21 protein-coding genes and 1 tRNA gene are annotated in these 24832 nt (G+C 64.7%); 16 read left to right on the top strand and 6 right to left on the bottom strand.

Going from position 1 to position 24832, the window contains the following annotated elements; translation table 11 throughout:
* Positions 1–141: 141 nt before the first annotated feature.
* A complete protein-coding gene (locus IHE49_RS01720) occupies positions 142–699 on the top strand; it encodes a GspH/FimT family pseudopilin (RefSeq protein ID WP_225578101.1) in 558 nt (185 codons plus the stop codon).
* A 67-nt stretch (positions 700–766) separates the two neighbouring features.
* Positions 767–843, top strand: a tRNA-Asn gene (locus tag IHE49_RS01715).
* 162 nt (positions 844–1005) lie between these two features.
* Here IHE49_RS01715 and ppnN read toward each other — a convergent pair.
* The 6 genes from ppnN to grxD all read right to left on the bottom strand — a co-directional run bounded on the left by ppnN (position 1006) and on the right by grxD (position 10836).
* Positions 1006–2409, bottom strand: a complete 1404-nt coding sequence (gene ppnN, locus IHE49_RS01710; RefSeq protein ID WP_192154335.1) for a nucleotide 5'-monophosphate nucleosidase PpnN — start codon at positions 2407–2409, stop codon at positions 1006–1008.
* Positions 2410–2680: 271 nt separating this feature from the next.
* Complete coding sequence (locus IHE49_RS01705; RefSeq protein WP_192154333.1) at positions 2681–6043, bottom strand: carboxypeptidase regulatory-like domain-containing protein; 3363 nt, start codon at positions 6041–6043, stop codon at positions 2681–2683.
* A 317-nt stretch (positions 6044–6360) separates the two neighbouring features.
* Positions 6361–8853, bottom strand: a complete 2493-nt coding sequence (locus IHE49_RS01700; protein ID WP_192154332.1) for a TonB-dependent receptor — start codon at positions 8851–8853, stop codon at positions 6361–6363.
* 278 nt (positions 8854–9131) lie between these two features.
* Positions 9132–9731, bottom strand: coding sequence for a MarC family protein (locus IHE49_RS01695; protein ID WP_192155383.1), 600 nt, complete (start codon positions 9729–9731; stop codon positions 9132–9134).
* 11 nt (positions 9732–9742) lie between these two features.
* Positions 9743–10513 carry an SDR family NAD(P)-dependent oxidoreductase gene (locus tag IHE49_RS01690; RefSeq protein ID WP_192154331.1) on the bottom strand — a complete coding sequence of 257 codons (771 nt, stop codon included), beginning with the start codon at positions 10511–10513 and terminating at the stop codon, positions 9743–9745.
* Positions 10510–10836 (bottom strand): Grx4 family monothiol glutaredoxin, encoded by a 327-nt coding sequence (grxD, locus tag IHE49_RS01685; protein ID WP_192155381.1) that lies wholly within the window; start codon positions 10834–10836, stop codon positions 10510–10512. The genes IHE49_RS01690 and grxD overlap by 4 nt, the downstream gene beginning before the upstream one ends.
* 107 nt (positions 10837–10943) lie before the next feature.
* Here grxD and IHE49_RS01680 point away from each other — a divergent pair, with 107 nt between their 5' ends.
* From IHE49_RS01680 to IHE49_RS01615, 14 genes are all read left to right on the top strand, one after another.
* Positions 10944–11525: a Fe-Mn family superoxide dismutase gene (locus tag IHE49_RS01680; RefSeq protein ID WP_192154330.1), complete on the top strand. Its 582-nt coding sequence runs from the start codon at positions 10944–10946 to the stop codon at positions 11523–11525.
* A 202-nt stretch (positions 11526–11727) separates the two neighbouring features.
* Positions 11728–12447, top strand: a complete 720-nt coding sequence (gene pyrH / locus IHE49_RS01675; RefSeq protein ID WP_192154329.1) for a UMP kinase — start codon at positions 11728–11730, stop codon at positions 12445–12447.
* A 56-nt stretch (positions 12448–12503) separates the two neighbouring features.
* Positions 12504–13061: a ribosome recycling factor gene (frr, locus tag IHE49_RS01670; RefSeq protein ID WP_192154327.1), complete on the top strand. Its 558-nt coding sequence runs from the start codon at positions 12504–12506 to the stop codon at positions 13059–13061.
* Between the two features lie 239 nt (positions 13062–13300).
* Entirely contained in the window at positions 13301–14038 is a 738-nt protein-coding gene (gene uppS, locus IHE49_RS01665) for a polyprenyl diphosphate synthase (protein ID WP_192154325.1), read from the top strand.
* A 2-nt stretch (positions 14039–14040) separates the two neighbouring features.
* Positions 14041–14859: a phosphatidate cytidylyltransferase gene (locus IHE49_RS01660; protein WP_192154323.1), complete on the top strand. Its 819-nt coding sequence runs from the start codon at positions 14041–14043 to the stop codon at positions 14857–14859.
* A gap of 1 nt (position 14860) precedes the next feature.
* Positions 14861–16036: a 1-deoxy-D-xylulose-5-phosphate reductoisomerase gene (locus tag IHE49_RS01655; protein ID WP_192154321.1), complete on the top strand. Its 1176-nt coding sequence runs from the start codon at positions 14861–14863 to the stop codon at positions 16034–16036.
* Between the two features lie 36 nt (positions 16037–16072).
* A complete protein-coding gene (gene rseP, locus IHE49_RS01650; protein WP_192154319.1) occupies positions 16073–17419 on the top strand; it encodes an RIP metalloprotease RseP in 1347 nt (448 codons plus the stop codon).
* Between the two features lie 145 nt (positions 17420–17564).
* A complete protein-coding gene (gene bamA, locus IHE49_RS01645; protein WP_192154316.1) occupies positions 17565–20003 on the top strand; it encodes an outer membrane protein assembly factor BamA in 2439 nt (812 codons plus the stop codon).
* Between the two features lie 100 nt (positions 20004–20103).
* The gene (gene lpxD, locus IHE49_RS01640; protein ID WP_225578100.1) at positions 20104–21135 is read left to right on the top strand and encodes a UDP-3-O-(3-hydroxymyristoyl)glucosamine N-acyltransferase; all 1032 of its coding nucleotides are present in this window, start codon (positions 20104–20106) and stop codon (positions 21133–21135) included.
* On the top strand, positions 21128–21601 hold the full coding sequence (gene fabZ, locus IHE49_RS01635; protein WP_192154312.1) for a 3-hydroxyacyl-ACP dehydratase FabZ: 474 nt from the start codon (positions 21128–21130) through the stop codon (positions 21599–21601). Before lpxD ends, fabZ begins: the two co-directional genes overlap by 8 nt.
* Positions 21598–22371 (top strand): acyl-ACP--UDP-N-acetylglucosamine O-acyltransferase, encoded by a 774-nt coding sequence (lpxA, locus tag IHE49_RS01630; protein WP_192154310.1) that lies wholly within the window; start codon positions 21598–21600, stop codon positions 22369–22371. Before fabZ ends, lpxA begins: the two co-directional genes overlap by 4 nt.
* A 51-nt stretch (positions 22372–22422) precedes the next feature.
* Positions 22423–23652: a lipid-A-disaccharide synthase gene (gene lpxB / locus IHE49_RS01625; RefSeq protein WP_192154308.1), complete on the top strand. Its 1230-nt coding sequence runs from the start codon at positions 22423–22425 to the stop codon at positions 23650–23652.
* A 147-nt stretch (positions 23653–23799) separates the two neighbouring features.
* On the top strand, positions 23800–24426 hold the full coding sequence (gene rnhB / locus IHE49_RS01620; protein ID WP_192154306.1) for a ribonuclease HII: 627 nt from the start codon (positions 23800–23802) through the stop codon (positions 24424–24426).
* Positions 24427–24619: 193 nt separating this feature from the next.
* Positions 24620–24826: a hypothetical protein gene (locus tag IHE49_RS01615; protein ID WP_192154304.1), complete on the top strand. Its 207-nt coding sequence runs from the start codon at positions 24620–24622 to the stop codon at positions 24824–24826.
* The last annotated feature ends 6 nt before the right edge of the window (positions 24827–24832 follow it).

Below are 24832 nucleotides of genomic sequence, written 5' to 3'. Positions count from 1 at the left end.
TGCGGGCGGAGACTTGCATATTAAATCGAGGCTGCTGACATACCCTGTCAGCAGAGTCCGACGCCATGCTCCCCTGCCGGACGGCTGGCCGCGTGACCATGCCTTCCTAGCATGACACCTCCGCCCATGCAGGAGCGCATCATGGCGATGCGAAAGGCTTGCTGTTCACGCGACAGGCCGCGTGGCGCCACCCTGATCGAACAGATCATGGTCGTGGCGATTCTCGGTGTGCTCACGGCCATCGCCGCGCCTTCGCTGGCACGTTTCGTTCGGCATAACCGGATGCAAGTCGCGCAGATGGATTTCATCGCCGCCTTGCAACACGCACGCGGCATCGCCGTCACCACCGGCAAGACCGCCTTGTTCTGCCCCAGCCGCGACGGCATGCGCTGCAGTGGCGAGACACGCTGGGAGTCCGGCTGGCTGGTCGGCCACGACCAGGATCGCGACGGCCAGCCAGATGCCGCTCCCCTGCGCACCAGGGCCGGCTACACCGGCATCACCGTCCTGGGCGACAACGGCCGCCAATTCGTGCGCTTCCGCAGCGATAGCAGCGCCAGCGGCACGACCAACACGCTGCGCTTCTGCAGCCGGAACGACCCGGATCAGGCCCTGGTGGTGGTGGTCTCCAACATCGGCCGCATCCGCGGCGCGCCGGCCAGCACGGCGGAAGCCGCCAGTTGCGCCGCGGCACAATGATTGCGGTTTGTTGAGCAAGAGAGCCGCTTGACAGCTCCCCGCCCGATCGACAAACTACGCAGCTCCCGCCCGAATAGCTCAGCTGGTTAGAGCACTTGACTGTTAATCAGGGGGTCGCTGGTTCGAGTCCAGCTTCGGGCGCCAGATACATCGAGGGCTTGCAGAAATGCAGGCCCTTTTCTTTTGGATTGCGCGTAATTCGATGCGTAAATCGTGATGCGCAAGCTGTCAGGGCGCATCTGCAAACTGGCACGAAAAGGCCGGCAGCAATGCCGGCCTTTTTGCATGCGGCTCTCGACGACCTCGTCAGCTCGTGATCACGCGATAGCACGGCACATAGGCCGTGCCGCCGGGCAGCTTCATGCGATGCTGCGCCACGAAGGCCTGCAGCAGCTTGTCCAGTGCCTGCATGATGTCGCGGTCGCCGTCGATGTCGAACGGACCGTTCTTCTCGATCGCCTGCACGCCTTCCTCTTTCACGTTGCCAGCCACGATGCCGGAGAACGCACGGCGCAGGTCAGCCGCCAATTCGTGCAACGGACGGCCATGATGCAGCTGCAGGCCGCGCATCGCTTCGTGCGTGGGCGCGAACGGGCTTTGGAACTCCAGGGGGACGCGCAAGGCCCAGTTGAAGAAGAACGCGTCCTTGGTGTCGAGACGATTGTTGCGCACCTTCTCGATGCCCTTGGCCATCGCCTTTGCCACCGCAGCCGGATCGTCCACGATGATCTGGTAATGCGCCGCCACCGCATCGCCCAGTGCGAGGCGCAGGAATTTGTCGATCTGCTCGAAATACGCAGCCGACTGCTTCGGCCCGGTAAGGATCAACGGGAACGGAATACCGGCGTTTTCCGGGTGCAGCAGGATGCCAAGCAGGTAGAGGATCTCCTCCGCCGTGCCCACGCCGCCGGGGAACACGATGATGCCGTGTCCCATGCGGACGAAGGCCTCGAGGCGCTTCTCGATGTCCGGCATGATGACCAGCTGGTTGACGATGGGATTCGGCGACTCGGCCGCGATGATGCCCGGCTCGGTGACCCCGATATAGCGGTTGTTGCGACGCCGCTGCTTGGCGTGGGCAATCGTGGCGCCTTTCATCGGCCCCTTCATCGCGCCCGGGCCGCAGCCGGTGCAGATGTCCATGCCGCGCAGGCCGAGCTGGTAGCCCACCGCCTTGGTGTACTCATACTCATCGCGCGAGATCGAGTGGCCACCCCAGCACACCACCAGGTTCGGGTCGATGTGCGGCTTGAGGATGCGTGCGTTGCGCAGGATCTCGAACACGGCCTGGGTCAATGCATCGGAGGGCTCGAGATCGTCGCTGCCGATCTGTTTCAGCTGCGTGGACACGTAAACGATGTCGCGCACCACGGCTACCAGCAATTCGTTGATGCCACGGATGATCTGGCCGTCCACGAAGGCCTGCGCCGGAGCGTTGGTCAGCTCGATCTTGATGCCGCGATCCTGCTGCTGCACCTGGATGTCGAAATCCGGATATTGCTCAAGGATGGCCCGCGGGTCGTCGCTGATGGTGCCCGAAGTCAACACCGCCAGGGCGCAACGGCGCAGCAGGCCGTGCAGGCCCGAATCGCTCGCCCCGCGCAGACGCGCCACTTCGTGACGGGAAAGAATGTCCAGGCCGCCGGCGGGCGAAATGCGTGCGCTCACCGCGGCTTTGCGACCGGCAACGCCGGTACCTGCATCGTTCATCGATATCTCCAACCACTGTCCCGCGGGCACACGCCCGCGTAGATGCGGCGACCGTGAAGCTTCCTGCCTGGGCTGCGGCACAGTCAAGCCAAAATGCCTGGCTGCCCTCGTACTTGCACGGGGGCATTCACAGAACACGCCACGACGCGCGACAGGACTGCCGCCGTGCGCCCATGGCACGTCCGCGGAATGACATGCTGGCAAGAATGTGTGACATGAAAAAGCCGGCGCCTCCGTGGGCACCGGCTTCCCGTGACATCCGGCAGCGTACTCAGAACGTGTAGCGGACCGTCAACATCGCCGACCAGCGCGAGACCACATTGGTCTTGGTATAGGTACCGGCGTCGTACACCGTGTACTGCTCCGGCTGGTAGTTGCCGTACTTGTCGGTGTAGAGCTTGTAGATGTACTTGCCGTCGGCGCCCACGCCGGCATAGTCGGCGAGGTTGCGCGTCTGGTAGAAGCCCAGGTCGTGCTCCTGGCCCCAGCGCTTGTCGACCAGGTTCAGCACGTTGTAGACGTCCAGGCGGACTTCGCCCTTGTTGCCCTTGAAGAGGCCAGGGATTTCCTGGCGCACGCTCAGGTCGAGGTCGTTGACCCAGGCGGCGCTGGCGGCGTTGCGCTTGGCGATCTGGCCCTGGTGCCTGCTCAGATACGAGTCGCTCTGGATGTAGCTGTAGAACTGCTGGATCTGCGCGGCCGTGGCCGGCTTGCCGTTCGGCTGCAGCAGGGTCACTTCGCCGTTGCGCGGGATATAGACCAGGTCGGTGCCCTGACCGAAGCCGTCGCCGTTGGCGTCGTTGCCGAAGGTCCAACTGTACGGCTGGCCGGTATGGCCGTCGTAGAACGCGCCGATGCTGGTGACGTAATCGCCAAAGAACCGGTGCTGCCAGGTGACCGATGCATTGACGCGCTGGCGCACCGCGCGGTTGGAACGCGCCACCGTCTCGTCGTTCGGGTTCACCCAGGCGCTGTTCGACAGGTTCGAGCTGGCCTGGCTGGAGGTGCCCGGATTGACCTCGGTGGAGTCGCCGAAGGTCACGCCCAGGCTGCCGAACCAGCTGTCGGAGAACGGCTTCTTCAACGACAGGGTCAATGCGTCGGCATGGCCTTTGTGGGTGTTGGTGAGGTAGGTGGAGTTGTAGGTAAAGCTCTTGCTCGCGTTGGCACGGGCATCGGCACTGGCGCCGGCTTCGCCCGGCGTCTTCCAGTACTGTGCGCGGCCATCGGGCATCGTGCCCGTGGGCGAGCCGAGGTTGAGCATCTGGTACCAGATGCCGTTGCGCACCTTGACGTACTGGTACTCGGCCGAAAACACCGTGCCCCACCACGGCAGTTCGCGGTCGAGCGCCAGGCTGTACTTCCACACGGAGGGCAGCTTGAAGTTCCGGTCGATGGTATCCACGTTCATCGAGCTGCTCGCCGGCGGCGGCAGGTTCTGGCCGTATGGATTCGGGCTGAACACCGGCAGGCTGTTGCCCTGCCCCGGCTGAACACCGTAGTCGTTGTAAACCTGGTACACGGTGGTGGTGATGCCGTTGTTCTGGAACGGGTTGGTCATCCACACCGTCGGAGGATTGGACTGGAACAGTCCGAAACCGCCGCGCAGCTGCGTCATCAGCGGGGTGTCGAAGGCGTAGTTGAACGACACGCGCGGCTCGACGATACGCAGACCGTCGATGGTGTTGTTGTTGCGCAACGGGGTGATGTTGCTGCCCGACGGATAGTTCACCACGACCTGGCCGTTCGCATCGATGCCGAAGGTCTTGGTGACCGCGGGGTTGTAGACCGGACGGTCGCCGGTGTTGGCCTGGTCGACGCGGATGCCGTACTGCAGCGACAGGTTGTTGTTCACCTGCCAGGTGTCCTGCAGGAACAGGCTGGTCTGGCGCAACGTCCACTGTGCTGCCACATCGTTGAGCGTATAGCCCGTCGACGGCTGGTAGATGTTGTACGAGCCGTAGATGCCCTTCTCGAAATTGTCGATGCCGTAGAAGGTGTAGGCGCCGAACTCGGTACGGCCGAACAGGTTGTAGATCTTGTTCTGCTGGAAGTCGACGCCGCCCTTGAGGGTGTGGTCGCCCAGATACCAGGTGGCCGCCTCGAACAGGCTCCAGGTCTTGATGTTCAGTACGTTGTAGTGGCTGTACTGGTCCTCGCCCAGGTCGACGTAGGGCGTCGAGCCGGTCTGCTTGCCGGTCTTCGGATTCGTGCTGACGCCCACATCGACGAATACCTGCGGCTGCTGCTCGGCGACGCTGCGCACCTGCGAGAACTGGCGGTAGCCGAGCTTGGTTTCAGTGGAGAAGTCCTCGTTCCAGTCGTCGAAGAACTGCAGCACCGCATTCTTGGTGTCGCTGTTCTTGGTGTACCAGTAACTGGTCAGACCGATCGAGTTGCTGGAGTTGCCCTGCACGATCGGCTGGACTTCCTTGGTGCGCTGGTAGCTGAAGCTGGCGCGGTGGTTGTTGGTGATGTTCCAGTCCAGCTTGGCCAGGTAGCGCTCGTCGAGCAGATCCACGTTTCCGCCGCTGAAATTGCCCGGTTTCAGCCCCAGTGCGTTGGCGGCGTTGATGATGCGCTGAAGGTCGCCCGGCGACACCTTGCTGGAGGTGGACGAGCCGTTGCCGAGAGTGGAATCGAGACCGTTGGCCGAATCGGCGCCGAGGCCGATGGTCTTCTCTTTCTCGTAGTTGACGAAGAAGAACAGCTTGTCCTTGACGATCGGTCCGCCCAGCGTGGCGCCCGCGGTCCAGTCGCGCTTGTAGCCGGCGTAGTCGTAACCCGGCTGGTCCTTGTTCAGCCAGCCAGCCGTGCCGACCAGCTTGTCGGCATTGCGGTAGGCGTAATACACCGAACCGTGGAAATCGTTGGTGCCGCTCTTGGTGACCGCGTTGATGTTGGCGCCCACGGTGTCGGAAGCCACGTCGAAGTTCGCCGTGGAGATGTTGTATTCCTCGATGGTGTCGGCCGAGATCGGCGAACCGATGTAGGGCATGCCGTTGGAATTCAGGCCGAACGGATCGCCCACGCCGGCGCCGTCCACGGTGATCGAGTTGTAGCGGTTGTTCATGCCCATCGTGGAGATGGCGCCTTCACCGCGATCGGAAATGCTCACGCGCGGATCGAGGCGGGCGATGTCGGCAATCGAGCGGCCCGGCGACGGCGCAGCCTGCAGCTCGCGCTGCGAGACATTGGTGGACATGCCCTTGTTGTCGGGCGTGAAGGTCTGTGCCAGCGCGTTGGCCGACACGGTGACGCCGCCGAGATTCTTCGCCTCCTTGACCTGCTCGGCACCCATGGCCAGGTTGACCGCAGTGTCCTGCGCCAGCTGCAGGTAGACGTTCTTCTGTTCGGCCTGGGGCATGCCGCCTTTGGACACGGTGACATCGAACGGGCCTCCCACGCGCAGGCCCTGCGCCGAATAGCGGCCATTGGCATCGGTAGTGGCGACCTTGGTGGTGCCTGACGGCTCGTGCACGATCTGCACGGTGGCGCCGACAACCGGCTGGCCGCTGCCGTCGAGCACCCGGCCGCTGATCGAGGACGAGGTGTCCTGCGCCAGGATCGGCGAGGAAGCCAACAGTGCGGCGATGGCCATCGGCAGCAGTTTGGCGCGATTGGTGTGTTTCATAGAGACGTCGACCCTTATGGCGGTTCGCAACAAGCAACGAAGTGAAGGCAGCAGGCCGGACCATCCGTCGCCCCGGCATGCCGGGCGCGGTACTGGCTCCTCTGCTGCCCCTGGGAATGCAGCGGCCATGGGCGGAGGCTCCGGCCGAGGCTGCTGCGCAAAAAGTTACGCGCAAGATATTACATTATCGTAACAATTTGCCTGATCGCTGCTTCGTTGCCGCTTCCGAGGGTGATTCCGGCAACAAAAAAGCCGGCACCCGAAGGTGCCGGCTTCGCAACCTGCGCTGTGTCAGCCGCAGGCGATGGAACGCAAGGTCAGCGGATCGAAACGCCGAAGGTGATCATGTAGGTACGGCTCTGCAGGATCGAGTAAGCCACCGCCGTTCCATAGGCGGAGGGATTCGTGCTTTGGCCCGAGGCCGCCAGGAGCGGGATGTTCGAAGACCAGGTAAGCGCCTGGTGGTCGGTCAAGTTGAACGCGTTGAACTTGATGTAGGGCTGGGTGAAGTCAGCCGAGAAATCCGGCAGGTGATAGCCCGCACTCAGGTTGAAGGTGGTGTAGCCGCCCACCTTTTCCGTGTTCGACCAGTCGCCCCAGATCGCGCTGCTGTACTTCGCGTTCAGACTGGCCCACAGCGGACCCTGCTTGAAGTCGAGGCTCGCGTAGGCGGCATTGCGCGGCGTGTTGGTCAGATCCTTGCCAGCCGTGTTGTAGATGCCATCGCTGCCCGAATTCACGTTGTCCTGCTGGCGCGCCATGGTGTAGGTGTACGAACCGTACAGGGTGAACTGGTCGGTCAGCTTGACGCTGGCTTCGGTGTTCAGGCCACGCATGTGGACGCTGGGCAGGTTGGTGTACACCGTCTGGCCGCTGTTATCGTCGTAGCCGCTGACCTGCTTGTTCTGGAAGTTGGCAGCATAGGCATCGATGTTGACCGACACGCGCGGAGCGTAGAAACGCCAGCCCAAATCGGCGCTGGTCGCCGTCTCAGGCTTATTTATCGCAGTGAAACTACCCGATTCCGGGTGATTAGCATTGAGGTCGGCTGCCGCACCGTTCTGAGCCAGCGCGCCGTTGACCGGCGTACGGAACGTCCGGCCCATGCCGAAGTAAAGCTGGTTCTCGTCGTTCAGCTGGAACTTCGTGCCCACCGTCGGCGACCATTTGTGGTAGGTGGCCTCGAACGGGCCGCCGAACTGCTGGTCGTAGTACGGACCATAGTTCGAACCCGGGTACTCGTAGTCGAAGCCCTTGCGCTGGGCCCAGACGTAGGAAACACCAGCGGTCACCGTCCACTGGTCGCTGGGCGTCCATGTGTTGGTGGCGAAGGCCTTCTCGGTGGTGGTGGTGGTGTATTCGTCGTACAGCGCCTGTACGCGGCCGTCCGGATAACGGATCAGGTCGGTCTGCGCCCAGATGTCCGACGGCGTGCCGGTGCTGGTATCGATCGGCGTAAACACTTCGTTCTGCTGCTCGCGCGGACGCTCCCACCACACGCCGTAGACCAGTGTGTCGTTGAGGCCGAGATCCTGGCTCAACTTGGCGATGACGCCGGGACGGTAGGTGATGTTCTGGCTGAGCGAATAGACCAGGCCCTTGGTACCATTCGTGATGAGGCCGTCGCCATTGAGGTCGGCATTGACATAGCCGTACTCATTGTTGTCGGAGGTGCTTTCCTTGAAGGCCGAGGCGCCGCTGCCGCCGCCGTCGCCGTACTGGAAGTAGGGCACCACGGACAGGTGCAGGCTGTCATTCAGCGTGAACTCGCCGTCGGCACTGCCCATCCAGCTGATATACGGATTGGTGTGCAGCTTGTAATAACAGGCGTTGTAGTTGACGTTCGGTCCGCAAGAGCTGACGCTCGTCGACTTCACGTTCTCGGGCACTACCCACATGTCGGAGTAGTTGTAGTCGTAGTCCGCAGCCGCCTGTGCCTTGGTCGGGTGCATGTAGCTGTTCTTCACTTCCCGGTTGTACTGCATCGAGAAGGAGATCGAGTTGCGGTCGTCGATGGTCCACAGCACCTTGCCGTCGACCTTGGTCACCTTCTGCTGGCCGGGGCCGTCCCAGATATCCGCGTCGTTGTCCGAGTACGAAATCCAGGAGCGCACCGGACCCATGTCGCCGGTGTTCAGGCGCACGAAGGTGCGGTGGTAGCTGTTGCTGCCGAAGGTCTGGCTGAGATCGACGCCGCCTGTGTGCGACGGATCGATGGTCGCCCAGCCGATGGAGCCGCCGGCCGCGCCGGAGATGGGCTGGTCGACATCCGGCCAACCCTGCTGCACGGTGATGTCGCCCATGTTCTCGGCGTCGCCGTACTCGGTGGCGTACACCTTGTAGTTGCCGCTGTCGTTGATCGGCGCACCGTTGACGGTGGTACCCACTTCGTCGCTGGTGAAACCGCGGATGGAATAGTTGCCGTCGTTCAGGCCCGTGAAATCGTCGGTGGACGTGAACACGCCCGGGATGCTCTGGATCGCCTGCACGAAGGTGCCGCCGGGCGCTCCCTGCTGGATCGCTGCACGCGTGATGGTGGACACCGCCTTGGGCGCGTCCTGCTCGGACATCAGGCCGCCGCCGAGGCTCACGGCCGTTGCCGTCACTTCGACGGACTGCAGCTCGCGCGCATGCTTGGTGGCCACCGCCGACACCTTGGAGGTGCTCGACACGCTGGACTGGCCACCGCCGCCCTGCTGGGCCGTGGCTTGCGCAGGCTGGCTGTTGCCGGTCGTGGTCTGCGCCAGCGCCATCGACGACGCCAGGCCAAGAGAGAGTGCAATCGCTGCAGAGAGATAAGCTCGCTTCATATGTAATCCCCGTAATGCAAGTTCAAGCCAGTAATGACTGGGTCGCGGCGGTAAACAAACGCGTTTCGAAAGAAAAAACGAATATTTCGGGCACAAAAAAACTCGACCCTTCCGGATCGAGCACTAGCAGCTCGTAATGCGAATTTTCTTGCGACACCCTTCTATTGAATTGCGTCGCCCGCCGTCCAAAGCCTTTGATATTGTCTCCGGCTTATTTTACAGCAATTTTACATTAGTTCCATCATGACATTCGCCACGGTATGTCGCGTATCGGCTCGTCAAAGCGCCAGATGCAGAAACGCGGCCACGCCGCCCATGAACATCTGCACCGACAGGGCAATCAGCAGCATGCCCATCACGCGTTCCAACGCAGTCAGCACGCTCTCGCCGAGCCAGCGGAACAGGTAGGTGGAGAAGAACAGGATCATGGCCGTGGCCAGCCATGCGCCGATCAACGCGATGGCCCAGTCGGCGGTACGTCCCGGCTGGGTATTGGTGAGCAGCAGCAACGCCGCCATCGCGGAGGGGCCGGCAACGCCGGGAATCGCCATAGGCACGATGAAAGGTTCGCCGCCGCCGCTCTTGCCGAAGATGCCGCCGCCATCCGCCGGCGGGAACACCATGCGGATGCCGATGAGGAACAGCACGATGCCGCCCGCGATGCTGATCGAATCGGGCTTGAGCTGAAGCAGGCTGAGCAGGTGCTGGCCACCGATCAGGAAACCCAGCAGCACACCCAGCGCGATCAGCAGCTCGCGTACCAGCACGCGGCGCCGCCGCTTCGGCGGTACATCCTTGAGCAGGCTGAGGAAGATCGGGATGTTACCCAGCGGATCCATGATGAGGAACAGCATGATTCCCGCCGACAAGGTGGTCATCTGCGTTTCCATCAACCCTCTCCTCGCAGATCGAGCACATGGCCACGTGCAGGCAGACCATGCGCCCCGAGCAACCAGACCATCGCCGCAGCCGCGGCATCCGGCAGGGGGCGTTGCATGGCATCCTCACCGAAATACGCCTGCCTGCGCAGCATGGTGCGCATCGGCGCAGGCAGCAACGCATGCACGCGCAACGGGCTTTCGTCGGTTTCCTCGTGCAGGATTTCCGCGAAGCGTTCCAGCGCCGCCTTCGATGCGCCATAGGCGCCCCAGTGCGCCCGTGCCAACCGTTGCGGATCGTCCAGGACGAACACCACCGCGCTGTCTGCAGCCTCCTGCAACAACGGCAGGCAGGCCTGGGTGAGCGCGAACGGCGCATTGACGTTGACATGCATGGCACGCAACCAGCCGTCGGGCTTGTGCATGGAGATCGGCGTGAGGCCGGCGAAGCTGGCTGCACAGTGCGCGATGCCGTCCAGGCGACCGAAGTCGTGGCGCAGACCGTCGGCCAGCGCGGCGTATTCGCGCGGCGTGGCCGTCTCCATGTCCAGCGGATGGATCACCGGCTCGGACAGGCCGTCGGCCAGCATGGCGTCGTAAAGTTGTTCCAGTTGGCGCTTGCGCTTGCCGCTGATGATGACGGTGGCGCCCGCACGCGCGGCTGCGCGCGCCACCGCGCCACCGAGGCCGCCATAAGCACCCGTGACCAGCACCACGCGGCCGTCCAGCGTGTCGCTGGCGGGCATCCAGCCCCCGGGGAGTCGCGCTGTCGGCAACGTCATTCGTGCACAGTCCCGCTCACGTCTCCGGCCATGCGCGCCAGCTCGCCGGAAGCCTCGAGGTCGACGACGATGTCGCAGCCGCCGATGAGTTCACCCTCGATGAACAGCTGCGGGAAGGTCGGCCAGTTCGCGTAATGCGGCAGCGCCGAGCGGATCTCCGCATCGGCCAGCACGTTCACCGCATGGAACGGTGCACCTGCCCGCTGCAACGCCTGCGCGGCACGGCTGGAGAAGCCGCACATCGGAAATTCCGGCGTGCCCTTCATGAAGAGCACGATGGGGTGCGCAGCGAGCAGCGACTTGATTCGCTCGTTTACGTCCATAGGTCGGGTATTCATCTTTACAATGCGGACAGACCGGTATTGTATCAGTCGGCCAGGCGGCCACCGGCCGCCGCGATCCCTTCCCAGCCACCGTCAAGGAGCCACTCATGGCGATCGAACTTCCCCCTTTGCCCTACGAAAAGAACGCCCTGGAGCCGAACATCTCGGCCGAAACGCTGGAATTCCACTACGGTAAGCATCATCAGGCCTACGTGACCAACCTCAACAACCTGATCAAGGGCACCGAGTTCGAAGGCGCCGCACTGGAAGACATCATCCGGAAGTCCTCCGGCGGCGTGTTCAACAACGCCGCGCAGATCTGGAACCACACCTTCTACTGGCACTCCATGCGCAAGCCGCAGGAGAACAATGCACCCAGCGGCAAGCTGGCCGATGAGATCAACAAGGCGTTCGGCTCGCTGGACAAGTTCAAGGAGGAGTTCACCAAGTCGGCCGTCGGCAACTTCGGCTCGGGCTGGACCTGGCTGGTGCAGCGTCCGGACGGCACGCTGGGCATCGTCAACACCTCCAACGCCGCCACGCCGATCACCGGCAGCGACAAGCCGCTGTTCACCATCGACGTGTGGGAGCACGCCTACTACATCGACTACCGCAACGCCCGCCCGAAATACGTGGAGTCGTTCTGGAACCTGGTGAACTGGGAATTCGCGGCGAAGAACCTCGCCTGATTCGTCTTGCGCCAACCCCAAAGGCGGGGCCCTCGCGGCTCCGCTTTTTTTATGGCGCATACCTGTGCCGGAACGCCTTGGGGGGCACGCAGAATGGCGAGTCCCGCCATCTTGAGCCGCCCTCGCCGCGCGCATGAACTCGCCGCATCCGGCCGCAATCGTTACAATGCGTCGGTTTGCGCCATTACAATCCGGAGACCCCATGAGCGACCAGCCCAAGTACCGCCGCATTCTGCTCAAGCTCTCCGGTGAAGCCCTGATGGGCGAGGCCGATTACGGCATCGACCCCAAGGTGATCGGGCGGCTGGCCGATGAAATCATCGAGGTGGTCAGGGCTGGCGTAAACATTGGCGTGGTCATCGGCGGCGGCAACATCTTCCGCGGCGCAGGCCTCGCTGCCGCCGGCATGGATCGCGTCACCGGCGACCATATGGGCATGCTGGCCACGGTGATGAACGCGCTGGCGATGGCCGATGCCATCGAGAAGCGCGGCGGCTACGCCCGCGTGATGAGCGCGATCCAGATCCACGACGTGGCCGAGGATTTCATCCGCCGCCGCGCGATCCGCCACATCGAGAAGGGACGCATCGCGCTGTTCGCTGCCGGCACCGGCAACCCGTTCTTCACCACCGACTCGGCCGCCGCGCTGCGCGCGGTGGAAATCGGCGCCGACCTGCTGCTCAAGGCCACCAAGGTGGACGGCGTGTACACCGCCGACCCGGCCAAGCACGCCGACGCCACCCGTTACGACCAGCTCTCCTACGACGAGGTGATCCAGCGCAATCTGCAGGTGATGGACACCGCCGCCATCGCGCTATGCCGCGACCATCGCATGCCCCTGCGCATCTATGACATGACCGTGCCTGGCAACCTCATGCGAATCATGCACGGAGAAGCGGTGGGCACCCTGGTGCACAACTGAGCCTTCGACCCGCGCTGCTATACTCGGCGGCTAGCCAGATTTTCCGGGGAACGCCCATGATCAACGACATCAAGACCGATGCCCAGACCCGCATGGGCAAGAGCATCGACGCGCTCAGGCACGAGCTCACCCGCCTGCGCACCGGCCGCGCCAGCACCGCGCTGGTGGACGGTATCCGGGTGCCTGCCTACGGTTCCGAGATGCCCCTGAACCAGGTGGCCACGGTGGCACTCGCTGATGCGCGCTCCATCGTCATCACGCCGTTCGACAAGAGCCTGGTCGGCCCGGTCGAGAAGGCCATCCTGGGCTCGGACATCGGCATCACGCCGACCACCGCCGGTACCGTGATCCGCCTCAACCTGCCGCCGCTCACCGAGGAGCGCCGCCGCGAACTGGCCAAGCATGTGTCGCACGAGGGCGAGAACGCGAAGATCGCGATCCGCAACGTGCGCCGCGATGCCATGCAGAAAGTGAAGGACCTGCTCAAGGACAAGCAGATCAGCGAAGACGAGGAGCGCCGCGCCGACGACGAGATCCAGAAGCTCACCGACCGCTTCGTGAAGGACGTGGATGGCGTGGTGAAGACGAAGGAAGACGAGTTGATGTCCATGTAACGGACGCCACAGCGGAACCCGCGATTCCGGGCAACGGCCGCGCCCGGAACAACGAACCCGCACGGCACCACGCGTTCCCCTCTCTTCCCCGAGAAGAAGGCAAAGGCAGAGGAGACAGTCTTGCGGCACCCTTTCGGCTCGATTCGCCTTGAGCCGCGGCGCGGCAGACACCCGCCCCTCATCCGCCCCTCCGGGGCACCCTCTCCCCAGAAGGGGAGAAGGACACAAAAGCCCCGCCGATGACCAAGACTCCCGCCATCCCGCGCCATATCGCCATCGTGATGGATGGCAACGGCCGCTGGGCGAAGCTGCGCCATCGCCCGCGCAGCTTCGGCCACAATGCCGGCCGCAAGGCCGTGCGCGAAGTGGTGGAGGGCTGCCTGCGCGAAGGCGTGGAGGCGCTTACCCTGTTCGCCTTCTCCAGCGAGAACTGGCAGCGCCCCGAAGAAGAGGTCGGCGCGCTCATGGGCTTGTTCGTGCGGGCGCTGGACAAGGAAACCGACGAACTGCATGCCCAAGGCGTGCGGCTGCGCTTCACCGGCGACCTGACTGCCTTCGACGAGCCACTGCGCGAGCGCATGCAGGCCTCGATGGCACGCACCGCCGGCAACCACAAGCTGCACCTCAACATCGCAGTGAACTACGGCGGCCGCTGGGACATCGCGCAGGCCGCGCGCGATGCCGCTTGCGCGGTGGCGCGCGGCGAGCTGCGCGCCGAGGCCGTCGACGAGGCCGAACTGGGCCGTCGCATGTGCCTGGCCGAACTGCCGCCGCTGGACCTGTTCATCCGTACCGGGGGCGACTGCCGGCTCAGCAACTTCCTGCTGTGGCAGGCGGCCTATGCCGAACTGCATTTCACCGATACCCTGTGGCCAGACTTCGACCAGGCCAGCCTGCACCGGGCGATCGAGGACTACGGCCGGCGCGAACGCCGCTACGGCCGCACCGGCGACCAGGTCGCCATGGACAAGGGGTAAGCATGTTGCAACAGCGCGTCCTCACCGCCTTGCTGCTCGCGCCGCTGGCGATCGCCATCATCCTGCTGCTTTCCACCCCATGGATCGCCCTGGTGGGCGCAGCGGTATTCCTCGGCGCAATGGAGGAGTGGACTCGCCTCGCCAACGTGCAGAAGCCCGCCTCACGCATGGCCCTGCTCGTGTCTGCCGCGGTGCTGTTCGCACTGCTGTGGCTGGGGCACGCCGGCGCGCTGATGCCTCTGCTGCTGGTGCTGGGCGTGGCTTGGTGGCTGCTGGCCTGCCTCTGGCTGCGGCACTTCGCCCTCGGTGCCGCGCCCACACCGGAAAACCGCACGCTGAAGCTCGCAGCCGGCGCCTTCGTGATTTTCCCCGCGTGGGTCGCGCTGATCGCGCTGCACGGCCGCGAGGTGCATGGCCACTGGTGGCTGCTGCTGGCGTTGGTGATCGTGTGGGCAGCCGACATCGGCGCGTACTTCAGCGGACGCACCTTCGGCAAGCGTAAGCTGGCGCCGCAGATCAGTCCCGGCAAGACCTGGGCCGGCGCGTACGGCGCGATGGTCGCCGGCGTGCTGGTGGCGCTGGCTGGCGGCTGGCTGCTGGACGTGCGCGACACGGCGCTGCTCGGCCTCGGCGTACTGGCCGCCATTACGGTAGCCGTCTCCATCGTGGGCGACCTGCTGGAGAGCCTGATGAAGCGCCATGCCGGCATGAAGGATTCGGGCAGCGTCTTCCCCGGCCACGGTGGCTTGCTGGATCGGCTGGACAGCGTGTTCGCGGCTCTCCCGGTGTTCGCACTGGGCTTGCAGTTGCTGGGTCTGTGAGATGAAGAAAGTCGCCGTCCTCGGCGCAACCGGTTCGATCGGCGCCAGCACGCTGGACGTGATCGCGCGACACCCGGACCGTTTCCGCGCCAGCATCCTGAGCGCTCACAGCAACGTGGCCGCACTGGCCGAGCTGTGCGAACGCTTCCGCCCCGATCTGGCCGTGATCGCCGACTCCACGCTGGAGGGCGAACTGGCGCGCAGACTCGCTGCTGCCGGCGTGCGCTGCACGGTGGCCAGCGGCCACCATGCGCTCACAGCCGCCACCGCAGGCACGTCGTGTGACATCGTCGTGGCCGCCATCGTCGGCGCCGCAGGATTGGATTCCACCCTCGCCGCGGCGCGCGCCGGCAAGCGCCTGCTGCTGGCGAACAAGGAATCCATCGTGCTTGGCGGTCCACTGCTGCTGGAAGCATTGCGCGCGGGCGGCGGTGAACTGATCCCGGTCGATTCCGAACACAACGCGATCTTCCAATGCCTGCCCGGCGGTCGCCCCGACCTGGCGAAAAGCGGCGTGCGCCGACTGGTCCTCACCGCCTCCGGCGGCCCGTTCCGCGGTCGTTCGCGGGCCGAGCTGGCCGCAGTGACGCCCGACCAGGCCTGCAAGCATCCGAAATGGTCGATGGGCCGCAAGATTTCGGTGGACTCGGCCACGTTGATGAACAAAGGCCTCGAAGTGATCGAGGCGCATCACCTGTTCGGCGCGCCGCCGGACGCGATCGACGTACTGGTGCACCCGCAGAGCCTGGTGCACTCGCTGGTGGAGTACGTGGACGGCTCGGTGCTGGCCCAGCTCGGCAACCCCGACATGCGTACCGCCATCGCCCATGCCTTGGCATGGCCGGAACGCATCGAGGCAGGCGTGTCCCGACTGGACCTCGCCGATGGCGGTGCCCTGCAGTTCGAGGCACCAGACCTGGACACCTTCCGCTGCCTCGCCCTCGCCTTCCAGGCGCTGCGCGCCGGTGGCGATGCCCCCGCGATCCTGAATGCGGCAAACGAGGTGGCGGTGAAGGCCTTCCTGGCCGGCACCCTGCCCTTCCTCGCCATCGCCGAGGTGGTGGAGGCCGTGCTCACGGAACTGCCGGCGCAAGCCGTGGTCGATGTGGAGTCCCTTGTCGCGCGCGACGGCGAGGCGCGGGCTGCGGCCCGGCGCCTGCTGCGGCGGGCTTGCTGATATCCTTCCCAGATAGATTCCTGTCCTCGGCGTTTGATGACTTCCTTCTTCGGCTCGGTGTTCTGGTTGCTGGTCACGCTGGGCGTGCTGGTGACTTTCCATGAGTTCGGCCACTACTGGGTCGCGCGCCGCTGTGGTGTGCGGGTACTGCGCTTCTCTGTGGGCTTCGGCAAGGCGTTGTGGAAACGCACCGGCCGCGATGGCTGCGAGTACCAGATCGCCGCGATCCCGCTGGGCGGCTACGTAAAGATGCTGGACGCGCGCGAAGGCGCCGTGCCACCGCAGTTCCGCGACCAGGAATTCACCACCCAGCCGGTGTGGAAGCGCATCCTGATCGTGCTGGCCGGGCCGGGCTTCAACCTGATCTTCACCGTGGCCGCGCTGTGGCTGATGTTCATGCTGGGCCGGCCCGACACCGCACCTGTCGTCACCTCGCAACCGCATAGCATGGCCGCGGTAGCGGGCATCAAGCCAGGTGACCGCATCCTCAGCATCGGTGGCCGTGACGTGGCTACGTGGAGCGATTCGGTGGATGCGGTGAACAACGCCATGCTGGATCGCAGCCCGTTGCCGCTGACGGTGCGCGATGCCACTGGCACGCTGCGGCAGTTGGTGCTGCCTCTGGACAAGCTGCCGCCCGGCCAGACCATCGACCAGTACAGCACGATCCTGGGCCTGGAATTGGCGCCCTCCCCCGCGGTGGCCGCGACGGTGCTGCCCGACCACCCCGCAGCGCTGGGCGGCATGCAGGCGGGCGACCGCATCCTCAGCATCGACGGCAAACCGGTGCCGGATTACAGCGCGGTCGGCAATCTGGTGCGGCAAGGCGCGGTTGCGTCGCCTAAGCTGGCCATCGTGGTCGAGCGCAACGGCAAGACGGTGCCGTTGCAGGTCGTGGCCAAGTACGAATCGCTGCAGGGCCAGTCGCCGAACTGGGTGATTGGTATCGGCGCACAGCCTCTGGAAGCCGCTACGCTGCGCTATGGTCCCGTGCGCGCCCTGCACGAAGCGCTGGTCGGCACCGGACACAACCTCATGCAGACCTTCGGCATGGTCGGCAAGATGCTGGGCGGCGAGGCCTCGCCCAAGAACCTGTCCAGCGTGATCGGCATTGCCCAGATCGCGAACGCCACCGCCCAGGCGGGCCCTGCGTGGTTCCTGTGGTTCCTCGCCATGGTGTCGCTGAATCTCGCGGTGCTGAACCTGCTGCCCATCCCCGTCTTGGATGGTGGGCACCTGCTGTATTACCTTATTGAGTTGCTCAAGGGCAGCCCACTCAGTGAACAGGCCACAGCCATCGGCCAGTACATAGGGTTGGTGCTGTTGTTCAGTCTGATGGGTTTGGTGTTCTACAACGACATCCATCGCCTGTTGCTGTCGTGACGCCGACGATCCACCTCCACACGGTTCGTCGATGCCACATTCGGTGCCCTCGCGGGCGCCTGTTTTTTCTCGCGGCGGGGCCCAACCCCGCCGCGTGCCTTGATCGGGCCGACGGCCTGATCGAAACCACCCACCGGAACCGACGATGAAGCGTATCGCCGCCCTGCTGCTGCTTGCCTCCCTCTCTGCCAAGGCGCTCGCCTTCGACCCGTTCGTCATCTCGGACATCCGCATCGACGGCCTCACCCGCATCTCCGCGGGCACCGTGTTCAACTACCTGCCGGTCAGCCGCGGCGACCAGATGACCGATGCCATGGCGCAGCGGGCGGTTCGCGCGCTGTACCAGACCAAGTTCTTCAGCGACGTGGAGCTGGAACGCGACGGCAACATCCTCGTCATCAAGGTGGTGGAGCGTCCCTCGATCGCCAAGCTCACCATCCGCGGCAACAAGGACATCAAGACCGAAGACCTGCAGAAGGGCCTGAAGTCCATCGGACTGGCGGAAGGCGAGACCTTCGACCGGCTGGCGCTGGACAACGTGCAGCAGGAGCTGATCCACCAGTACTACAACCGCGGCAAGTACAGCGTCACGGTGCTCCCTCACGTGGTGAAGCTGGACCGCAACCGCGTGGCCATCGACATCGAGATCCGCGAAGGCCAGGTGGCGAAGATCAAGGAGATCAACATCGTCGGCAACCACGCGTTCACCGACAAGGCGATCCGCGACGACTTCGAACTGGGCACGCCGAACTGGATGTCCTGGTACTCCAAGAACGACCAGTACTCGCAGGAAAAGCTCTCCGGCGACCTGGAGAAACTGCAGTCCTACTACATGAACCGCGGTTACGCCGACTTCGGCGTCGATTCCACCCAGGTGACGATCGCTCCCGACAAGCAGTCGATGTACATCGCCGCCGACGTGAAGGAAGGCGAGATCTACAAGATTTCCGACGTGAAGCTGCTTGGCACCCTGGTGCTGCCGGAAACCACGCTGCGTCAGCTGGTGTTCGTCAAGCCGGGCGACGTGTTCAATCGCGGCGCCATCGAAACCAGCACCAAGGCGATCAAGGCGCTGCTGGCCAACATCGGCTACGCCTTTGCCAAGGTCACGCCGTACCCCAAGCTGGACAAGGAAAAGCGCACCGTCGACCTCACGCTCTACATCGAACCGGGCCAGCGCGTGTACGTGCGCCGCGTGATCTTCGAGGGCAACACGCTCACCGAGGACAACGTGCTGCGCCGCGAAATGCGCCAGCTCGAAGGCGCCTGGTACTCGCAGGGCATCATCGACCGCTCCAAGAACCGCCTGCAGCAGTTGGGCTACTTCAAGAAGGTCGACATCGACAAGAAGAAGGTGCCGGGTTCCGACGACCAGGTGGACGTCACCGTCAAGGTCGAGGAACAGTCCGCCGGCAGCCTGCAGTTCGGCATCGGCTACTCGCAGTATTCGGGCATCATCCTGTCCGCTTCGGTGTCGGAGCGTAACCTGTTCGGCAGCGGCGACACGGTGTCGGTGAGCGGCCAGCGCAGTGCTTACCAGACCACCTACAACGCCAACTACTACAACCCTTACCTCACCAACAACGGCGTGGGCATCGGCTACAACCTGACCTACTCCAAGACCGACTACAACAACGTCGACAACGGCGAGTTCGCCGACTACTCCACCAGCCAGCGCGCATTCTCCACCTACCTCGGGTTCCCGATCACCGACTTCCAGAGCTTGCGCGCCGGCATCGGCCTCAGCAGCAACAAGGTCAACTCCATCCCCGGCTATACGCCGCAGCAGCTGATCGACTACCAGGACGAGATCGGCCACTACACGATCCATTCGACGATCGGCACCTTCGGCTGGAACATGAACACCCAGAACGGCTACTGGGCCCCCACCCGCGGCGGCCAGCTGTCGTTGAACACCGAAGTGGGCCTGCCCGGCTCCACCGTGAAATACTGGAAGGCGACCGGTCAGGCCGACCATTACTGGCCGATCGGCGGCGGCTTCGTGCTCTACCTCAAGGGCGTCCTCGGCTATGGCAAGACCTACGGCCAGAACGGTATCAGCGACACCGCCCTCGACGCGCTGCAGAAGGCCAGCCTTGCGGCCGACCCCACCCATATCGTCACCGACATGCGCAACGACTTCCCGTTCTGGGACAACTTCTACTCCGGCGGCGTGAGCGACGTGCGCGGCTTCCAGGACAACACCCTGGGTCCGCGCCTCTGCGGCGGCACCGGCACGGTCGCTGCGAACACCGGCAGCTACTGCAACAACAGTTACTACAACTATGCGCAGCCCGTCGGCGGCGCGATGAAGGTGCTGGGCACGGCCGAGCTGTACCTGCCGCTGCCTTTCCTCAAGGACATCAACACCGCGCGCGTCTCCTGGTTCGTGGACACCGGCAACGCCTACGCGAACTGGAACAGCTTCTCCGCCAGCACGCTGCGTGCTTCCACCGGCCTGTCGCTGCACTGGCAGTCGCCGATGGGGCCGATGATCATCAACTTCGCGCTGCCGTTCCGCACCCAGCCGGGCGACGGCTATTACGAGGAGCGCATCCAGTTCACCTTCGGCTCTACCTTCTGACCGGAAGCGAATCTGCGGCATGACGAAAAGCGCGGCTTGCCGCGCTTTTCGCGTTTTGGCGCCTGGCCGATACAATGGCCGACCTGCCGAGGAGCACTGCTTGAGCCAGCCACCCAGCCATACGCTTGCCGAACTGGCCGAACGCTTCGGCCTGCGCCTGCGCGGCGACGGCAATCGCCGCATCGAAGGCATCGCCACGCTGGCGAACGCCGGCAGCAGCCAGCTGGCCTTCCTTTCCAACAGCAAGTACGGCGCGCAACTGGCCGCAACCGCCGCCGGCGCGGTGATCCTGCGCGAGGAAAACCTCGCCGACTGCAAGGTCGATGCCCTCGTCGCCGCCGATCCCTACGTGGCTTACGCGAAGGTCGCCGCCCTGTTCGAACGCCTGCCGGCCGCCGCACCCGGCATCCATCCCACCGCCGTGGTGGACAGCGGTGCGAAGGTCAGCGCCAGCGCAAGCATCGGGCCGTGCTGCGTGATCGGCAACGATGCCGTGGTCGAGGATGGCGTCGTGCTCGGTCCGCACTGCATCGTGGGCGAAGGCTGCACGGTGGGCGCGCAATCGCGTCTGGTGGCACGGGTGACCCTGGTCACGCGCGTGATGCTGGGCAAGCGCGTGCTGGTGCATCCCGGCGCGGTGATCGGCTCGGACGGCTTCGGCCTCGCCTTCGAGCGCGATCACTGGGTGAAGATCCCCCAGCTCGGCGGCGTACGCATCGGCGACGACTGCGAGATCGGCGCCAACACCACCATCGACCGCGGCGCGCTGGACGACACCGTGCTGGAAGAAGACGTGCGGCTGGACAACCAGATCCAGATCGCCCACAACGTACGCATCGGCGCCCACTCTGCGCTTGCCGGCTGCTCCGCCGTGGCAGGCAGCGCCAGGATCGGCCGTTACTGCATGATCGGCGGCAACGCCGGCGTGCTGGGCCATCTGGAACTGGCGGACCGGGTTACCATTACCGCCAAGAGCCTGGTAACGCATTCGATACGCGAGCCGGGCGAGTATTCCTCCGGCACGCCGCTGCAGGAGAACCGCAGCTGGCGCAAGAGCGCCGCCCGCTTCAAGCACCTGGATGATTTCGTGCGCCGCCTCGCGGCGCTGGAGAAGGACAAGAACGATGAGTGACGCCCCCGCCCCTGTGACCTTCCCGGTGACCGTGGAGCAGATCCAGCAGCTGCTGCCGCACCGCTATCCGTTCCTGCTGGTCGACCGCGTGATCGAACTGGTGCCCGACCAGAGCGCCGTAGCGATCAAGAACGTCACCATCAATGAGCCGTTCTTCAACGGCCACTTCCCCGGCCATCCGGTGATGCCGGGCGTGCTGATCGTGGAAGCCATGGCGCAGGCCGCCGGCTTGCTTACCCAGCTCAGCAATCGCATCAAGGGCAACACCGGCAGTCCGCTGTTCTATCTGGTCAAAGTGGACAATGCGCGCTTCAGCGCACCGGTGGTGCCGGGCGACCAGCTGCGACTGGAAGTTTCGGTGAAGCGCGTGATGCGCGGCATGGGCTTGTTCGCCGCGCGCACCCTGGTGGACGGCAAGGAAGTGGCCAGTTGCGAGTTGATGTGCGCGGCGAGGTCGGAGAAATGATCCACGCCACCGCGCAGATCGACCCGTCGGCAAGGATCGGCGCCAATGTCAGCATCGGCGCCTACAGCGTGGTCGGTGCCGACGTGGAAATCGGCGACGGCACCGTGATCGGTCCCCATGTAGTGATCGAGGGACCCACCAGGATCGGCCGCGACAACCGCATCTCCCAATTCGCCTCGATCGGCGGCGATCCGCAGGACAAGAAGTGGCAAGGCGAGCGCACCGAACTGGTGATCGGCGACCGCAACCTGATCCGCGAATTCGTCACCATCAACCGCGGCACCGGCGACGGCGGCGGCATCACTCGCATCGGCGATGACAACTGGTTGCTCGCCTACGTGCACATCGCGCACGACTGTCAGGTCGGCAACCACGTGGTGTTCTCCAACTATTCCGCGCTGGCCGGGCATGTGGAAATCGGCGACTGGGTGATCATCTCCGGCTACGCCGGCGTGCACCAGTTCGGCAAGGTGGGAGCGCACGCCTTCATCGCGATGGGCTGCCTGGTAGGTGCCGACGTGCCGCCGTTCCTGATGATGGCGAACGAGCAGACCGGCCGGCCGCGCGGCATCAACAGCGAAGGCCTGAAACGCCGCGGCTTCGACGGCGCGCGGGTCGCCGCGATCAAGCGCGCTTACCGCACGTTGTACATGGCAGGCCTGTCGCAGGCCGAGGCGCGCGAGCAACTCGCCACGCAGGCACAGGACAGCGCCGACGTACGCGCGATGCTGGAGTTCATCGAACGCAGCGAGAGGTCGCTCGCCAGATAAGCGCCCCGCTTGTCTGGCAATCAGGCACGAGCTCTTGCTCCCGCTCTCCACATGAACGAAGCACAGTACCCAACCATTGCCCTCCTTGCCGGCGAGGACTCCGGCGACCAGCTCGGCGCCGACCTGATCGACGCGCTGCGTGCCCGCTACCCGCAGGCGCGCTTCGTCGGCATCGGCGGCAAACGCATGCAGACACAGGGCTTCGAGTCCTGGTACGACATCCACGAACTGTCGCTGTTCGGCTTCGCCGAAGTGGTGACGCATCTGCCTCGCCTGCTCAAACTGCGCAAGGAACTGGTCGCGCGCCTGATCGCCGCACAGCCGGCGCTGGTGGTCGGCATCGACGCACCGGATTTCAACCTCGGCGTGGAGGAGCGACTGCGACAGGCCGGCTTGCGCACCGTCCACTACGTCAGTCCTTCGGTGTGGGCGTGGCGCGAAAAGCGCGCCGGAAAAATCGGCCGCTCGGCCGACCGGGTGCTGTGCCTGTTCCCGATGGAACCGGCGATCTACTCGAAGCACGGTGTCGACGCGCGTTTCACCGGCCACCCGCTGGCCGACCGCTTCCCGCTGGTGTCCGACCGCGCCGCGGCGCGCGAGGCCCTGCAACTGCCGCAGGATGCACCGGTGCTGGCCGTGCTGCCCGGCAGCCGCGGCAGCGAACTGGCGCGCCTGGGCGAACCTTTCCTCGATGCCGCGCGGCGTGTCGCCGCCGCCTTGCCCGGCCTGCGCGTGGTGATACCGGCTGCCAATCCGCGCATGCTGGAACAGTTGCGCAGCTTGCTCGCCAAGGCGCAGCAAGGCGTCGCCACGCTGCAGTTGCTGGATGGTCACGCGCATGAAGCCATGCAGGCCGCCGACGTGGTGCTGCTTGCGTCCGGCACCGCCACGCTGGAAGCGATGCTGGCCAAGCGCCCGATGGTGGTGGGCTACCGCGTTTCGCCCGTGAGCTACCGTATCGCGAAGCTGCTGCGCATGCTCAAGACCGACGTCTATGCCCTGCCCAACATCCTCGCCCGTGCCTGCGGCTTGGGCGAGCACGTCGTGCTGGCGCCCGAGCTGATGCAGGATGACTGCACCGCCGCGAAGCTCGCCGACGCCGTACTCGCCCTGTTCAACGACAGCGAACGCCGCGGCGCCATCGTGGCGGCGTTCGAGCAATTGCACCGGGCCTTGCGCGCCGACCTGGATGGCAGCGCGGCGGATGCGGCGGCAGGAGCGATCGCGGAGTTGCTGGAACCGCCTTTCTCCCTCCCCGTCCGCGGAAAGGGCCGCGGGTGAGGGACAAGTGCTCGCGCTGAGGCTGAATCGAAGCACCCTCTGAACAACCTGACCGCAAGTCTTGGTCCTCACCTCAATCCTCTCCTCGGAGGGTGAGGAGGCGAACGTGCCGTGCGGATCAGCACTCATAGAGATTTTCTGGCGCACATGAATAATTCAACTTCGGCCAGCGCAGTTTATTTAAAAGCGGGCGTTGACGAAGCCGGTCGCGGCCCGCTCGCCGGCCCTGTGGTGGTGGCCGCCGTGATCCTCGACCCGGCACGCCCCATCCCCGGCCTCGACGACTCCAAGAAACTCAGCGAGAAGAAGCGCGAAGCGCTGTACCCGCAGATCGTCGAGCGCGCACTGTCGCATTGCATCGTGGTGGTGGAAGCGGAAGAAATCGACCGCCTCAACATTTTCCAGGCCACCATGGCCGGCATGAGCCGCGCAGTGGCCGGCCTCGCACCTGCCGCGCACGAGGCCCTGGTGGACGGCAACAAGCTGCCGAAGGACTTGCCCTGTCCCGGACGCGCCATCGTGGGCGGCGACGCGCTGGAACCGGCGATCAGCGCCGCCTCTATCCTCGCCAAGGTGACCCGCGACCGCCTGATGGTGGCGCTGGATGCCAGCCATCCCGGCTACGGCTTCGCCGTGCACAAGGGTTACCCCACGCCCGCTCACCTGGCCGCGCTGCAGCAGCTGGGACCCTGTGCGCAGCATCGGCGCAGCTTCGCCCCAGTGCGCCTTGCGCTGGATCAGGTGGCGCCGCTCCGGGAAGGTCACGATTGCTGATTGCCCCCCGGCAAGGCTGCCGGCATGGGCCATCGGTCTATGCAACTTTTTCCCGCGCGGGAGCATCATTCACTACAGGAAACCATGTCCGCATGGACGCGTCCGCAGCAGCGGCGACGTCCCGCCAGACCGGCCCAGCCGGCCGCTGCCACCGTTGCGCATAGCGCGCATCGCCGATCGCAGGAGCCGTGCCATGATGCCCACGTCCAACCCTCCAAGCATTCCCCCCGTACCGGCCGACATGTCTCCGCCGATGCGAATCGAACCTGCCGCCGGCAGCGTCGAAAAAAGCGCCCTGCCGCATGCCGACTACAACCTCCTCCCGCTGAAAGTGGACAGCCTCGGCCATTACCTGTCGCCCAGCGAGGAACAGGAGGAAGGACGCTTCCACGTGCGTTGAAATGGC

Source organism: Rhodanobacter sp. 7MK24, assembly GCF_014842995.1.
Lineage (GTDB): Bacteria > Pseudomonadota > Gammaproteobacteria > Xanthomonadales > Rhodanobacteraceae > Rhodanobacter_A.
This window is presented reverse-complemented; position numbering and strand designations above follow the sequence as displayed.